Raw genomic sequence first — 15601 nt, 5'->3', positions numbered from 1 at the left:
ATTTTATAAAACAATAAAAAATAAGTTGATAAAATTGAAAATTTTTATTTACTTTATTTTAAAACTAACTATAATTAAAGTGTATCAACATTATTTATAACATATGAATTTGACTGTAAGTCCTAATTTATCTCTTTAAGGAGTAAAATAGGGCTTATTATATTATTAGATAAATTCATGCTTTATAAACAATTTTGATTAGTAAATAATTTTATTTTTTATTATTTAAGGAGGAAAAACTTATGATTTTTAATTATCTATCAGATGGACCTGATATAAATAAAATCATTGATGTAGCAAAACCTTATGTTTCGGCAGTTGCAGGATTGCTAATTGCTGCTTTAATTGCATTTAGTGTTTTTAAAATAATTATATTGGCAAAAGATTTAGCGGCCGCTGGTGATGATCCACAACGTAGAAGTGAGATTAAAAAAGCGTTTATGTATACATTAATTGCACCAATTATTGGCATTACTGCATCAGCAATAATAATTGCTCTTGTGCAAGCTTTTGGTGGTAATCCAAATATTCTTCCTAGCTAACTAAAGAAAGTTATATATTAACTTAATATTAAGTTATGAAGAGAAAAGAGATGAAAATATGGATTGACTAACAGATATTATACTAGGAGCTTTATTATTTATACCTTGACTTATTTTCATTCAAGGACCATTATATTTAATTGATATTTTATTGAGATCACCTAATCATGGTCATGGCGGCATATTTGATTATTTAACAACTGATGCGATAACTAATTTAGTTTTTGGAGATTTTACTAAAGTTCCACTTAATAGTAAAAATTTACCATTATTTTTTTCAGCATTAGCAATTGTTTCAATTGGCGTAATACTTATTATGTTTATTATGCAATTAATTATTATTCAATTTACTGAAACACATACAATTAGAGAAAAATTAGGTAAAGCTATAAAAAATACATTTTTAGCTTTTTTAGTAATTGTTTTCATTCCATTTTTTATGAGTACTATAAATTATTTAATAACAGGATTATTGGCAGTTTTACAAATTACAGCTTTAGGAAAAAATGCTAGTTTAGCTGATTTATTATGAGGTATTGGTGCTCCGGATGCTAATGCTGCTCAGCATGATCCTGGTGTTTATTCAATGCCACCTATTTCTCAATTAAAACATTGAAACTTTATTCTTGAAATTATTGCGGTGTGATTTACTTTATATGTATTATTTGTTGCATCAATGACATTGGTTGAAAGAATTATTGATTTATTACTTTTATTTTCAATATCACCAATTGTTGCTTCTATGATGCCTGTTGATCAAGGAAAAAGATTGGGTGTTTGAAAAGAAATGGTAATAGGTAAGTTTATTATTGGTCCAGGAACGATGTTACCTATTTATATCTTTCTTCAAATATTACCAAAGGCAATATTAGATATTACTAATAATACTAATTTTAGTTGACTTGAAAAACAAGTTTTATATACGTTATTTTGTACAGCTGGTGCTATTAGTTGTTTAAGAACTCAAAAAATTATTAATCACTTAGTAACACAAAACTTAGGTGTACAAAGTGCTATTGATTCTAATGGAGCAGCTATTGCTGGAAATATTATGGGTAAAGCTCGGACTTTTGCTAGCCTTGCAGCAGGTGGTGCTGGTGCATTAAAACTTGGGAAACAAATTGCATTTGGTGGTGCTAAAGATGGAAGAAATCCTGATGGTAGTCAAAAGAAAGCAAATGGACTATTAAAAAATGGTATAACAGGTTATTTAGGTAAAGGTACTAAAGGAATTGCTAAAGGAATTGGTAAATTTCAAAATTCTCATGATCAAGGTACTAAATGACAAGATACAAAAAATAATTTAAAAAGCCCTTTTGTTGGATTAAATAATATGGCTAAGGGTGCTTTTGTTGAACCTTTTGTAAATTTAAATAACACTAGAAAGAATGCAAGAAGAGGAGATCCTGATGAATAAAAAAGTAAAATATTAAAATCTTGGAGAAATAATCATGAAATTTAAAAAAACAAAAAATGAATTTAAAAAGAAAAAAAGTTATCATTGAAGACGTAATGTAACTATTGGTATTTTATTATTAATAATATCAGGTATTGCTGGTGTTATTTCCCAATATGGGTAAAATATAAATTATTATAAAATATATAAAAAATAAAGGAACATAAAAATGAAATTTATTCGTCAAAAAAAATGAGTACTACCAGCAGTAATTATAATTGTTATACCCTTTTTAGTATTAATAAATACTTTATTAGTTTATGCTTTAGTCTTTGTTCGTAACATGTTTTCTCATAGTGGAGATAATCAACAACCATTTACACTTAAATTTTTAATACAGGATGTTATTAATTATTGATTAATATTTTTAATTCTATTTCTTATTGAATTTTCAGTTTTATTATCTTACTTTATGATTCATAAATATAAAATTTATTGTGAAACTCATAATAAAAGTCGCTTTTTACGTGATTCAAAAAATAAAGTGTATGGAACTGCTGCTTGATTAACACCCACTGAAATTGCTAATACCTTTCCTTTATCAAAAACTGTTGAAAATGATTACGGTATTGTTGTTCAAACAACAAAGACTAAAATTGGTGGTGTCCAATTTAATATTAAGTCTGATGCTCATAATATTGTAATTGGGGGAACAGGAAGTGGTAAAACTCAAAAATTAGTTATTCCAACTATATATTTAAATGCCCAATCGAAAATTAAACCATCAATGGTTATTACTGACCCAAAAGGAGAATTATTTCAAAATCATTCTAAAATATTAAAAGATAATGGTTACGATGTTTATGTTATTAATTTACGTGATACATCAGTATCTAATTCATGAAATCCTTTTGTTAAAGTATATGATTTTTATGTAGAATCAATGCGTTTAAAAAAAGAAAATAATCCTTTAAATGAATCAATTACTTATGAATCAATGGCATTATCATGAATTAATGATATTGTTGAAGCTTTATTTCCTGAATCAGATCCAAAACAAAAATTTTGAAATCAATCAGCGATGCAAGTTGTTAAATCAATTATGTTATTTATGCTAGAACAACTTGAAGATCAACCTGATGTTCCTTTAAAATACTTTAGTATGTCAAATGCTGCTATTGTTGCTACTAATCGTCAACGATATGTTGAAATTCTAAAAAAAATGCCAACTCATAGTTTAGCTCGTCAAATTGGTTTAGGTGCATTAGAAGGTGCTGAAGAAACTGCGGGATCAATTAGTCAAATGGTTGCTAATGGATTACGTTTATTTACTGATCCAGTGACGCGAAATATTAGTTGTAGTAATGATATAAATTTAGATGAAATTGTAAAAAAACCAAGTGCTGTTTTCTTAGTTGTTCCTGATGAAAGTAATGAACGTAATGCTTTTGTATCAATGTTTATTGCACAGTTATATAAAAATACAATTCGTTATGCAAGTACTTTACCTGATATTAAATTACCACGTCCTTTATACTTTTTATTTGATGAGTTTGGTAATATACCAACGATTGCTAGTATGGCACAAATGATTACTGTTGCACGAAGTCGTAATATTTTTTTCATGATGATTATGCAAGATTTACAACAATTAACACAAAAATATGGTAAAGAAACAGCAGAAACTATTTTTAATAACTGTATTTTGCATACTTTTTTGCAAACTATGGATTTACAAACCGCTAATAAATATTCAGATATGTTCGGTGAAAAAACAATTATTAATTATAGCCATTCTGGTAATAAAGATAAAAAAGCTGATAATATTAATTCATCATTACAAGGTAAAAAATTAATTATAGGTAGTGAGTTAATGAAATTAGATTTTGATACTGCTGTTATTTTTTTAGCAAAACATAATCCAGCAAAAACACGTTTAATTCCGTTTTATGAATGAGGAAGTAAACCGGCAGGACAAGCAACTGTTACAAATGCTTCACGTTTAATTGATTTTAATAAAGATTATTATTTAAGTTATATTGGTTTATTCTATTATATTGAGAAAAGAAAAAATCCACAAGCTGCTGCCGAAAGAGAAAAATCAGAAAAATAAAAAACAAACAATAGTTAAGAAATTGTATATAAAAGAATATTTATTTTAATATATAAATGTATATTATTGATAGATATAGAAAATAACGATATACTTATTTCATGAATAGATCAAAAATATAAGTTTTACTTTTTATAAATTATGCTAAAAAAGGTAAGTACATAATAATGTTAAATATTATAAATAAACTTATATGAAAGGATTTTAAATATGAATGTTCCCAATATTATTTCTTTAATAAGATTAATATTAGTCCCAATTATTGTTAGTTTAATGATTATTGGTCCAATAGATAATGATAATTTTTATCATCTTTGAATAACAAGTATTAATATTAATAGTTATAGTTTACCGATTAGTTGGTTAATAGCAGCAATTTTATTTATTATTGCTGCCATTAGTGATTTTATTGATGGATGTTGAGCAAGAAAATTTAATCAGGTAACAACTTTTGGTAAATTTTTTGATTCAATTGCAGATAAACTTTTAACTAATGGTGTTTTAATTGTAATGGCATGTGCTACTATAATTCCGGTTTGAATGGTAATTATTTTGGTATTACGTGATTTTATTATTGATGTAGTTCGTCAAATTTTGGCTACTAAAGGTACAGTAATGGCTGCTGATAAATATGGTAGAATAAAGGCAGCATTACAAATGTTAGGAATTACAATTTTATTTTTTATTAATTGACGATTTTTAAATGGTAGTGTTAATGGTCATAGTAATAATGATCAATATGGTTTAATTAATCAATTAGTAATGATACCAATGTACGTTGCTACAGTATTAAGTATTTTTAGTGCTTATAATTATATTAGTTCAAATAGTAAAAAATTGTTTAATATCTAAAAATAAAAGGAGTATTAATATAAATGATAAATAAAGTAATTGTTTTGAATCAGTGAGCAGTAGTTACAGGAGCGTCTAAAGGATTGGGATATTATTACTGTCGAGCATTATTAGCACAAGGTTATCACGTATTAGGGGTATCACGTGATAGTAAAAAAATATTAGAATTAGCAGATAAGTATCCACACTTACAAGTTAAAAATTATGATTTAGATTTATCTGATTTAAAAAATATTTATAAATTATTTGAGTTATCAAAAGAATTAAATGTAACAGTAGTTATTAATAATGCTGGTTATGGTGTTTGAGGAACATTTGCAGATAGTATGTTAGAACAAGAATTAAATATGATTAATTTAAATATTTCTTGTTTACATATTTTAACAAAGTTATTTGTTCAACGTTTTAGTAAAAATAATTATGGTCGTGTTATTAATATTGGAAGTATGGCAGCTTTTAGTCCAGGTCCTGTTTTTGCTAGTTATTATGCTTCTAAATCATATGTTTGAAGTTTAGGTGTTGCAGTTAATTATGAATTAAAAAGAGCAAAAAGTAAAGTAAGAGTAATTACAATTTGTCCAGGTCCATTAAAAACTGAATTTTGAAATCGTAGTAGTAATGGTAAAGGAAATAAAGAACATTATAGTTCATTATTACCAGTTTTAGATACTGAAACTTATGCTAAAAAGTCTTTACAAACAGCCTTAAAAACAAAAAGAAAAAGTGTTATTATTACAGGAATTTCTAATAAAATTACAAGAACTATTATTAGAATATTACCTTTAAAAATAGTACTTAAGTTAGTATATAATTATCAAAAAAATCGCTAATAATGAATTTCATTTTTTATTTTAATCGTAAAAATTATTAAAAAACATTTATTTATTATAAATGTTTTTTTATTGTTTTCTTTAAAAGAAAGGTTTATGATGTATCCAACTTCTTAAGATTTTAAGAAGTTATTAAAAAAGAGGTGTTATTTATGAAAAAATATTTATCAATGTTAACAACAATAGCATTATCAGCAGCATCAATATTTTCAACTTCTTCGATATTAAATTCATATGTAAAAAATTCCAATTTAATAAATGTTGATAATTTACATGATGTAATACAACCAATTGATATTGTTGAATACCCTATTTTTGCTGATAATGGAGAAACTACAGTTAAAACTTTTGAAAAAAATGTTATTGTTCTTTTTAGTGATCCTTCAAAATTAAAATATATAGAATTAACTGATATAAAAAGTCATGTCGATTTTCATATAAATGGAAAAGATTATTATTATAATGATCAAAGTAAGAATTCAGTTATTGTATCTAGTGATACAAAGTTTATTGATAATAGTATTTCACATGAAGGAAATATGAATAAAGTTCAGCAAACAGTTAGTTACGATTATGATTGAAATCAAAAAGCATTTATTTTTAAATTTGTTACTGTTGAAACGGTTACAGCAAATAATGAAAAAGATACTCAGTTTGTGAGAGGTTATTTTACTACTAGTTTAAAGTTAAATTTGCATGAATTTTAATTTATAGTTTAAAATATTATTTTTTTAACTTAATTAGAGAAATTATATTATAAAAGTAGTACTTAAGTACTACTTTTATTTATTTTTTTGTTTTTTAAAATAAAATAATTATAATAAAATAAATAATATTTATATTATAAAATTAATTAAAGCATTAATAATAATTTATAATAATGATTAATCAAAATATATTATATACAGTATGAGATTCTATTGTAATTTGGTTTAAATTTGTTATTATTATATTTGTCCTAAAACTTTAGGACAAAACATCAGTTTAATTAATTTAAAATTGTAAATTTGGCTTTATGCCCTTATATGAGTAATTTTCATGTAAGGGTTTTGTATTTTAATTTATTGATATGAGTCTTTAATTTAGTTTAAAAACTCAATTTAATATCTATTCCAATTTCATAAATTAATATTCCCACTTACCCTTAAACCAAAATTTATACAGACTAATAATTAAAAACATTTTAAAATTTATATCATTATAATTTAAAAGTATTAAGTTTAAGGTCAAATTTACTCTTTTATGGTAATTAAGTTTGTTTATAGTAAAAGTATTATTAAAACTTTAGAAAATGAGGTTTATTAAATGCAGAATATTATAAATTGCGGCATTTATTTTGCCAATGTGCCATTGCTAAATTGTAAAGGTAAGTGCAACTAAATTATTTTTCTATCCAAATATTCGATTGGTGAAAGATAATTTAATATTTTTCTCGGTCTTTGATTTAAAGACAATATAAATTTATGAACTTCATTTTTATTAGTTTTTGAAAAAATAAATTTTTTAGGAAATTTTTCTCTAATTAAACCATTAGTATTTTCATTAGTACCTCTTTGTCAAGGTGAATATGGATTGGCAAAATAAATTTTTACATTTAAATTTTTTTCAAGTTGTTGTCAATTTGAAAATTCTTTGCCACGATCAAAAGTAATAGTTTTAACAATGTTTTTAGGAAGAATTGATAAATAATAACTGACATTTTTATTAATAACTTTAGTAGTTCTGTTTTTAACTAATATTGCTAAAGTAAATCGTGATACTCTTTCAACTAAAGTTATTAAACATGATTTGCTTTTGCCTCTTGATGATACTATAGTATCTCCTTCTCAATGACCAAGTGTTATACGATCATTAACATTTATATCTCGTTCTTTAATTGATTTACCATTAAACTTGCCACGATTTTCTTTAGATTTTCGTTTTTTACCTTTTCTTCTTAAATTTTTACTAGTAACTTTATCAAGCATTCCAAAATAAATTCAAGTATAAATTGTTTTAAAACTAATAACTCACTCTTTATGAAAATTTTTAATTCTGCCATAAATTTGTTCAGGTGATCAACCTAATAGTAATTTTTGTTGTACATATTTTACTAAATTCTTATTTTTAAACTTATGAAAACTAATATGTGATTGTTTTCAATTTTCAGCTTTATTTTGTGCAATTAATGAAAAATAATGATTATTATCTTTATTTCTATTAATTTCTCGAATAATAGTACTAATACTTCGATTAAGATTTTTAGCTATTTCACTAATTTTAAATTTAAATTTCAATTGATTCTCAATATAAATCCTTTCATCTATGCCAAGATGTTTATAACTCATATAAAAACTCCTTACTTTTTTCTAAACTAAATTTAGCATTATGAAATTTTTATATGAGAATTTTTTGCAATTTTATTTACTTGCACTTACAAGTATAATTCAGCATATCAAGATTTAGCAATTTGAGGATAGTGTTTATTTCATTTACTTTCAAATGATTCTAAAGCTTGCATTGCTTGTTCTTCACTACATGCATTATAAATTGGCTTTAAATCTGTAACTAGTGATTTTCGATGTTTATATGAAACATATTTTAAACTATTTCTGATTTGATGAACTATACATAATTGATGTTCAGTTTTAGGATAAACTGATTGTATTGCTTCTGACATGTCTGTTAAGTTGTCACTACAAGCAATAAGAATATCATTTAAGCCACGATTTTTCATTTCTGTGAAATTTGCTAATCAAAATTTAGTGCCTTCATTTTCACTAATTCATAAACCTAAAACATCTTTTTTACCTTCTAAATCAACATCTAAAGCTATATAAACTGATTTGTTAATAATGCGTTTATCTTGTCGTACTTTAACTACTATACAATAATAAACAATGGGATAAATGTCTTCTAATGGTCTATTTTGTCATGCTTTGACATCATCAATCACATCATCAGTAATTTGACTAATAACACTTTCACTAATATCAGCACCATGATATAACTCTTGTAACTGCATTCTAATATTTGATAATGTCATAGCTTTTGCATATAAGGAAAGAACTTGTTGATCAAAACCATCAAATCTTCTCTGTCTTTTTGGCACTATTACAGGAGTAAAATTACTATTACGATCTCGTGGTACATCAATCTCAATTTTACCTTGTTGAGTTATTAATTTTTTTGAACTTATACCATTACGAGCATTGTCACTATTACTATGTTGATTTTTTTCATATCCTAAATAATTTTGCATCTCAGAATTCAACATTTTTTCAACTAAACGTTTTGTTAATTCTTTATATAAACCCCCTTCTTTAAAAACTGTTGTTAAATCTTCAGTATTTTCTAATAATAAATCTACTGCTTTTGATATTGGATCATTATTATTAAAGTTATCTTTTTTAGCCATCTGTAACTCACTCTTTCTAGTCATTTAATTATATTTACTAGAATTAATTAAACATAGTTATTTTTGTAAGTTACACAGATTACTAAACATTACCCCATGAATATATATACCATCTCATTTTACATCATGATTTGGTTGTTTTGGAATATTTGAAAAATATAAATTCATTTTTTTGGTTCCACTACTATCAAAATAATCTGCTCAAATTGTAGTATCACCAAAAACAACTTCATGATTTGGTTTTAGATAATCCTTTAATTTTTTATTTTCATGGGTAAGCACCCCCCATGATTAATCCTATTGTTCCGGTTGTAGCACCAGTTAGTGCTAATGTTAATGTTATTTTACTTAAATTTGTTTTTATTCATGTTTTCATATTAAATTACTCCTTTTTTCCTTGATTTTACTTCTAAATTGTACTGATTTTTTATTATTTTTACAAGTATGCTTTTAAACTCAAAATAATGCCTAAATTAAAAGTGTTTATTTTGTGATACCTATACTATTAATTGTATTGAAATTGTTTATTGCTGAATTATACTTGTAAGTGCAAGTAAATAAAATTGCAAAAAATTCTCATATAAAAATTTCATAATGCTAAATTTAGTTTAGAAAAAAGTAAGGAGTTTTTATATGAGTTATAAATATCTTGGCATAGATGAAAGGATTTATATTGAGAATCAATTGAAATTTAAATTTAAAATTAGTGAAATAGCTAAAAATCTTAATAGAAGTATTAGTACTATTATTCGAGAAATTAATAGAAATAAAGATAATAATCATTATTTTTCATTAATTGCACAAAATAAAGCTGAAAATCGAAAACAATCACATATTAGTTTTCATAAGTTTAAAAATAAGAATTTAGTAAAATATGTACAACAAAAATTACTATTAGGTTGATCACCTGAACAAATTTATGGCAGAATTAAAAATTTTCATAAAGAGTGAGTTATTAGTTTTAAAACAATTTATACTTGAATTTATTTTGGAATGCTTGATAAAGTTACTAGTAAAAATTTAAGAAGAAAAAGTAAAAAACGAAAATCTAAAGAAAATCGTGGCAAGTTTAATGGTAAATCAATTAAAGAACGAGATATAAATGTTAATGATCGTATAACACTTGGTCATTGAGAAGGAGATACTATAGTATCATCACGAGGTAAAAGCAAATCATGTTTAATAACTTTAGTTGAAAGAGTATCACGATTTACTTTAGCAATATTAGTTAAAAACAGAACTACTAAAGTTATTAATAAAAATGTCAGTTATTATTTATCAATTCTTCCTAAAAACATTGTTAAAACTATTACTTTTGATCGTGGCAAAGAATTTTCAAATTGACAACAACTTGAAAAAAATTTAAATGTAAAAATTTATTTTGCCAATCCATATTCACCTTGACAAAGAGGTACTAATGAAAATACTAATGGTTTAATTAGAAAAAAATTTCCTAAAAAATTTATTTTTTCAAAAACTAATAAAAATGAAGTTCATAAATTTATATTGTCTTTAAATCAAAGACCGAGAAAAATATTAAATTATCTTTCACCAATCGAATATTTGGATAGAAAAATAATTTAGTTGCACTTACCTTTACAATTTAGCTATTATATAGCAAATGTGAAGATACTTTTTTTCACAGTAGCATTATTTTTACCACGAATGACATTTTTATATGGATATAGTGCATAAAATAATGCATCATATGGGTCTTGATACATATTTTTGTCAGGAATGTTAGTTTTTGTTTCATCATAACGTAATTCTTCTAAACATTGAGTTGTTTTTGATAAATCATCTTTATTTGCATAAAAGTTTCCATAACTCATAATATTTCTCATTCAAACTACTCTATTAGTTAATCCGGCTTCTTGATTTAAATTTGAAGCATGTTTAATAGCAGTTTGTGTTATTAAAATAGTATTGTGTTCATCAATTAATTTTTGATTTAATCAATCCATTGCTGTTCTTGCTTTATCATCATAAAAATAAATTGCTTGTTCAAAATTTTCAAAATTATCAATTAATCCTAAAATTTCATTAACATAAGCATTAATTTTTTCATTTTCATTAATAAAATCATTTGGTGTAACAACTAATTCACAAATAATATAAGCATCATAATAACCAGTATTATTATATTCTTTAAAACCAACTATCATAAATACAGTATGGTCTTTATGTCCAGTTGCTCAATCAACACCAACTGAATAAAAATCAAATTTATACATATCTTTTTCTTGATTATAAAATTGTTTTAAATCATATGGTTGTCAATATTTTACTGTTTTTTGAAATGGAAAAATTGTTGCATCACTATCTAAAAATTCAAAACCATAAAAAACAGTATTAAATTCATCAGGATTACTTTTTTTCATTTCTAATAATGTTCTTTTTTGAATATCTGGTAATTTATTTCAAAATGGTTGAATAGTAAATCTTAAAACAAATAAACCTAAACCACTAAACATATCTTTATTTTCATAATAAACTTTACCAACTTTTTTAAGATTTTCCATCACTTTATCATTTAATGGTAAAAATGGCGTGCAATACTTTAAATAAAATGGATGGTATTTATCATAAGGATTACATGTAAAAGTAATGAAAAAACTTTTATAAAAATAACGAGTAATCTTTTGTCCAAAGTTAGAACTATATATATTTTTATCAATAAATGTTCAACTTCATTCTTTAATTGGTTCATTTGATACTTTAATACGATTACTTCTAAACATAGAATTTTGTAATCTTTCATATCGATATGTTAATTGCTTTTCAGTTAATGTTTCTTTTTCTTCAGCCATTATTATTTCATCTGTTCTTGAACCTAAAAAACTTGAGCCACCTGCTTCTTTTCCAAAAATCTTATTACCATTAGCATAGCCAATAAAGTCAATTTGTTGATTATTAGGAAAAATAATATAACCACCATCCTTAGTAATTTTTCATTTAATACCATGTGGATTATTAGGTAATAAATTAATATCATATTTATCTAGTAAAACTTGACAAACATTCATCAATGCCCCAATAGTAGTTTCACTATGAGTATTTTCATATCTTCTTACTTCTTGAACACTGCTATCACTAAAATTACAGCATATAAATAAATCAAATGCTAAACAATTTCAAGTTTTTCTTGTTCCCCGTGCAGTTGGAATAAAACGATAAAAACAATTAGTAGTAAAATATTCTGCTCATTCATCACCAACAAATTCTTTAAAAATATCTCAACTAAAACCATAATTATTATCACTAAAATTAAGATTATATTTTTTATTTAATTGTCCATAACTACTAATAAAAGCCATATTTACTCCTTATTTTTAAAAAAAATTAAACTTAAATTATTAACAAACAAAAATTTAGAAAGGAAAATTAAAAATGTTTATACTACCATTCACTAATCATTTTGATTGAGACAAACACGATTTTAATCAAGATGAATTAAATTTACAACAAACAGAAGAATTATTTGCAAAAATAAATGATTATTTATGAAGTATATGTGATAAATCTGAATATAAATCATATAGATTTAGAAAAAGAAAATTAAAAGCAAAAAAGGGTTTATTAAATTATAAACGACGTATTTGTACACATTATAACTCAAAAACACAAAAAAAGGAATTTGTTTCATTGTTAGATAATTATCTTGGAGTTAAAAAATATAGTAAACTTGCACCTAATGTCATTTGCTGATGATAAAAAGTATCGTGATGTTTGTGATACTTTTATTGAAGGTTTAATAAGTAATAGTACAGTTTGCAGAACATATCAAAAATTTGAATTACCAAAAGTTAATATTCCTAAAATTGTATTACAACCAAATCAAACATTATATATAAATATTGATGATGGACATCGAAAATTTAAGTTTAATGAAAAACACAATACTAAAAATTGTAAAAAATGTTCTATGAGATTAATAGTATTTTGTACTGGTAAAAAGAAAAATGGAAAATTAATTAATAAAAGAGCAGTTTGTAAAATAAGAGTATCAAAAACAGAAATTGGTGCAGAAAAAACTGCAAAATTAATTGAAAAATATGGTAATTTATTTTTTGAAAACTTTGACCAAGCAAATTTAGTAGTTTGTGGAGATAGTGCAAAATGAATTAGAAAAACTGCTACAATTTTAAATGCTAAATTTATTTTAGATAAATTCCATGCTTTTCATGTTTTATTTCTTGGAATAATGGCCGGAAGAAGAAAAAATAAAATTGCTAAATTACACTATCAAAATGCAATAACTTTATTTGAAAAAGGTCAATATTATGAATTAATTGATTTTTTACAATCATTAACTTTGCAATATAAAAAATTAAAAGTTGGTTATTTTATTAATGCAAAAGATGGTGTATTAAACCAAGCACTAGTTGAAAATATTGGTTGCTTTACTGAAACTAATATTAAACAAATTTTAAAACATATGATTGGTGATAGAACCTATAACATTGATATGTATACAAAAATGGTTAATTTTAAATGCTATCAAATAAATACTGCCATCCAGTTATTATAAATTAAAACTTAAATTCAAAAATAACTAAAAATAAAACAAAACTTATTAAAGTTTACTTTAATAAGAATTTTTCTAATATTTTCTAAGTGTTAAGATTAACATACAATTGCATATTGAAGTCAAAATTATTCTCGTCTAACTTTATAATTTTAAGACAAATTTGAATATTATTGACAACATCGGTACGCTCCCAAATTATCTCAATTTTTATATCAAGATTTAGCAATTTGAGGATAGTGTTTATTTCATTTATTTTCAAATGATTCTAAAGCTTGCATTGCTTGTTCTTCACTACATGCATTATAAATTGGCTTTAAATCTGTAACTAGTGATTTTCGATGTTTGTATGAAACATATTTTAAACTATTTCTAATTTGATGAACTATACATAATTGATGTTCAGTTTTAGGATAAACTGATTGTATTGCTTCTGACATGCCTGTTAAGTTGTCACTACAAGCAATAAGAATATCATTTAAGCCACGATTTTTCATTTCTGTGAAATTTGCTAATCAAAATTTAGCGCCTTCATTTTCACTAATTCATAAACCTAAAACATCTTTTTTACCTTCTAAATCAACACCTAAAGCTATATAAACTGATTTGTTAATAATGCGTTTATCTTGTCGTACTTTAACTACTATACAATCAAAATAAACAATGGGATAAATGCCTTCTAATGGTCTATTTTGTCATGCTTTGACATCATCAATCACATCATCAGTAATTTGTGACTAATAACACTTTCACTAATATCAGCACCATGATATAACTCTTGTAACTGCATTCTAATATCTGATAATGTCATACCTTTTGCATATAAGGAAAGAACTTGTTGATCAAAACCATCAAATCTTCTCTGTCTTTTTGGCACTATTACAGGAGTAAAATTACTATTACGATCTCGTGGTACATCAATCTCAATTTTACCTTGTTGAGTTATTAATTTTTTTGAACTTATACCATTACGAGCATTGTCACTATTACTATGTTGATTTTTTTCATATCCTAAATAATTTTGCATCTCAGAATTCAACATTTTTTCAACTAAATGTTTTGTTAATTCTTTATATAAACCCCCTTCTTTAAAAACTGTTGTTAAATCTTCAGTATTTTCTAATAATAAATCTACTGCTTTTGATATTGGATCATTATTATTAAAGTTATCTTTTTTAGCCATCTGTAACTCACTCTTTCTAATCATTTAATTATATTTACTAGAATTAATTAAACATAGTTATTTTTGTAAGTTACACAGATTACTAAACATTACCGATAATTTAATATTTTTCTCGGTCTTTGATTTAAAGACAATATAAATTTATGAACTTCATTTTTATTAGTTTTTGAAAAAATAAATTTTTTAGGAAATTTTTCTCTAATTAAACCATTAGTATTTTCATTAGTACCTCTTTGTCAAGGTGAATATGGATTGGCAAAATAAATTTTTACATCTAAATTTTTTTCAAGTTGTTGTCAATTTGAAAATTCTTTGCCACGATCAAAAGTAATAGTTTTAACAATGTTTTTAGGAAGAATTGATAAATAATAACTGACATTTTTATTAATAACTTTAGTAGTTCTGCTTTTAACTAATATTGCTAAAGTAAATCGTGATACTCTTTCAACTAAAGTTACTAAACATTACCAAAAGTTTTTCCAAATGATATGGCAGTTTTCAAAATATTTTACTTAGCAATTGAAAATATAACAAAAAAATGAACAATGCCCATTCAAAATTGAAATACAGCAATTGCTCATTTTATGATAAAATTTGAAGACAGAATTAATCTGAACTAGTACTTTGCAAAACAAAGATACACAGATTATTAAAAAACCTCTCTTTCTTGAATAAAATTGTTTTTAGTACCTCATTGTTCACTATATGGTCACCTCTATATAAACTATAACATAATTTTAATGATTCTTATTTATACGAA

14 protein-coding genes and 3 pseudogenes are annotated in these 15601 nt (G+C 24.3%); 11 read left to right on the top strand and 6 right to left on the bottom strand.

Annotated elements, in window-relative coordinates:
• The first annotated feature begins 242 nt into the window (after window positions 1–242).
• From AACK95_RS05785 to AACK95_RS05755, 7 genes are all read left to right on the top strand, one after another.
• Window positions 243–542: a hypothetical protein gene (locus tag AACK95_RS05785; RefSeq protein ID WP_174480067.1), complete on the top strand. Its 300-nt coding sequence runs from the start codon at window positions 243–245 to the stop codon at window positions 540–542.
• Window positions 543–600: 58 nt separating this feature from the next.
• On the top strand, window positions 601–1959 hold the full coding sequence (locus tag AACK95_RS05780; RefSeq protein ID WP_338979912.1) for an Mbov_0396 family ICE element transmembrane protein: 1359 nt from the start codon (window positions 601–603) through the stop codon (window positions 1957–1959).
• A gap of 34 nt (window positions 1960–1993) precedes the next feature.
• Window positions 1994–2122: a hypothetical protein gene (locus AACK95_RS05775; protein ID WP_338959541.1), complete on the top strand. Its 129-nt coding sequence runs from the start codon at window positions 1994–1996 to the stop codon at window positions 2120–2122.
• Window positions 2123–2167: 45 nt separating this feature from the next.
• Window positions 2168–4051, top strand: coding sequence for a VirD4-like conjugal transfer protein, CD1115 family (locus tag AACK95_RS05770; RefSeq protein WP_338979910.1), 1884 nt, complete (start codon window positions 2168–2170; stop codon window positions 4049–4051).
• 210 nt (window positions 4052–4261) lie between these two features.
• Window positions 4262–4903: a CDP-diacylglycerol--glycerol-3-phosphate 3-phosphatidyltransferase gene (gene pgsA / locus AACK95_RS05765; RefSeq protein WP_338979909.1), complete on the top strand. Its 642-nt coding sequence runs from the start codon at window positions 4262–4264 to the stop codon at window positions 4901–4903.
• A 23-nt stretch (window positions 4904–4926) separates the two neighbouring features.
• Window positions 4927–5733 (top strand): SDR family NAD(P)-dependent oxidoreductase, encoded by an 807-nt coding sequence (locus AACK95_RS05760; RefSeq protein ID WP_338979907.1) that lies wholly within the window; start codon window positions 4927–4929, stop codon window positions 5731–5733.
• Window positions 5734–5885: 152 nt separating this feature from the next.
• Entirely contained in the window at window positions 5886–6440 is a 555-nt protein-coding gene (locus AACK95_RS05755; RefSeq protein WP_338979906.1) for a hypothetical protein, read from the top strand.
• A gap of 669 nt (window positions 6441–7109) precedes the next feature.
• On the opposite strand, the gene AACK95_RS05750 is transcribed toward AACK95_RS05755, so the two are convergent.
• From AACK95_RS05750 to AACK95_RS05740, 3 genes and pseudogenes are all read right to left on the bottom strand, one after another.
• Window positions 7110–8060, bottom strand: a complete 951-nt coding sequence (locus AACK95_RS05750; RefSeq protein WP_338979905.1) for an IS30 family transposase — start codon at window positions 8058–8060, stop codon at window positions 7110–7112.
• A gap of 104 nt (window positions 8061–8164) precedes the next feature.
• Window positions 8165–9130 (bottom strand): annotated as a pseudogene (locus tag AACK95_RS05745) (IS256 family transposase); the annotation flags it as partial.
• Window positions 9131–9187: 57 nt separating this feature from the next.
• Window positions 9188–9412: a hypothetical protein gene (locus tag AACK95_RS05740; protein ID WP_338979901.1), complete on the bottom strand. Its 225-nt coding sequence runs from the start codon at window positions 9410–9412 to the stop codon at window positions 9188–9190.
• A 351-nt stretch (window positions 9413–9763) separates the two neighbouring features.
• On the opposite strand from AACK95_RS05740, the gene AACK95_RS05735 reads away from it, so the two are divergent.
• Complete coding sequence (locus AACK95_RS05735; protein ID WP_338979900.1) at window positions 9764–10714, top strand: IS30 family transposase; 951 nt, start codon at window positions 9764–9766, stop codon at window positions 10712–10714.
• Between the two features lie 26 nt (window positions 10715–10740).
• Here AACK95_RS05735 and AACK95_RS05730 read toward each other — a convergent pair whose 3' ends face one another.
• A complete protein-coding gene (locus tag AACK95_RS05730) occupies window positions 10741–12447 on the bottom strand; it encodes a hypothetical protein (protein WP_338979898.1) in 1707 nt (568 codons plus the stop codon).
• Between the two features lie 73 nt (window positions 12448–12520).
• On the opposite strand from AACK95_RS05730, the gene AACK95_RS05725 reads away from it, so the two are divergent.
• Together AACK95_RS05725 and AACK95_RS05720 are read left to right on the top strand one after the other, a co-directional pair.
• Window positions 12521–12844, top strand: a complete 324-nt coding sequence (locus AACK95_RS05725; protein ID WP_338979897.1) for a hypothetical protein — start codon at window positions 12521–12523, stop codon at window positions 12842–12844.
• Window positions 12825–13661 (top strand): Mbov_0401 family ICE element transposase-like protein, encoded by an 837-nt coding sequence (locus AACK95_RS05720; RefSeq protein ID WP_338979896.1) that lies wholly within the window; start codon window positions 12825–12827, stop codon window positions 13659–13661. The genes AACK95_RS05725 and AACK95_RS05720 overlap by 20 nt, the downstream gene beginning before the upstream one ends.
• Window positions 13662–13852: 191 nt before the next feature.
• Here the strand turns inward: AACK95_RS05720 and AACK95_RS07175 are convergent.
• Together AACK95_RS07175 and AACK95_RS07170 are read right to left on the bottom strand one after the other, a co-directional pair.
• Window positions 13853–14841, bottom strand: a pseudogene (locus AACK95_RS07175) (IS256 family transposase); the annotation flags it as partial.
• Between the two features lie 89 nt (window positions 14842–14930).
• Window positions 14931–15293, bottom strand: coding sequence for an IS30 family transposase (locus AACK95_RS07170; protein WP_422397171.1), 363 nt, complete (start codon window positions 15291–15293; stop codon window positions 14931–14933).
• Between the two features lie 18 nt (window positions 15294–15311).
• Between AACK95_RS07170 and AACK95_RS05705 the strand changes: the two are divergent.
• A pseudogene (locus AACK95_RS05705) lies at window positions 15312–15461 on the top strand (IS256 family transposase); the annotation flags it as partial.
• Window positions 15462–15601: the final 140 nt, after the last annotated feature.

The sequence above is a fragment of the Spiroplasma endosymbiont of Lasioglossum malachurum genome (assembly GCF_964020065.1).
Lineage (GTDB): Bacteria > Bacillota_I > Bacilli_A > Mycoplasmatales > VBWQ01 > Spiroplasma_E.
Note: the sequence above shows the minus strand (reverse complement) of the source record. Positions and strands in the feature narration are given on the sequence as shown.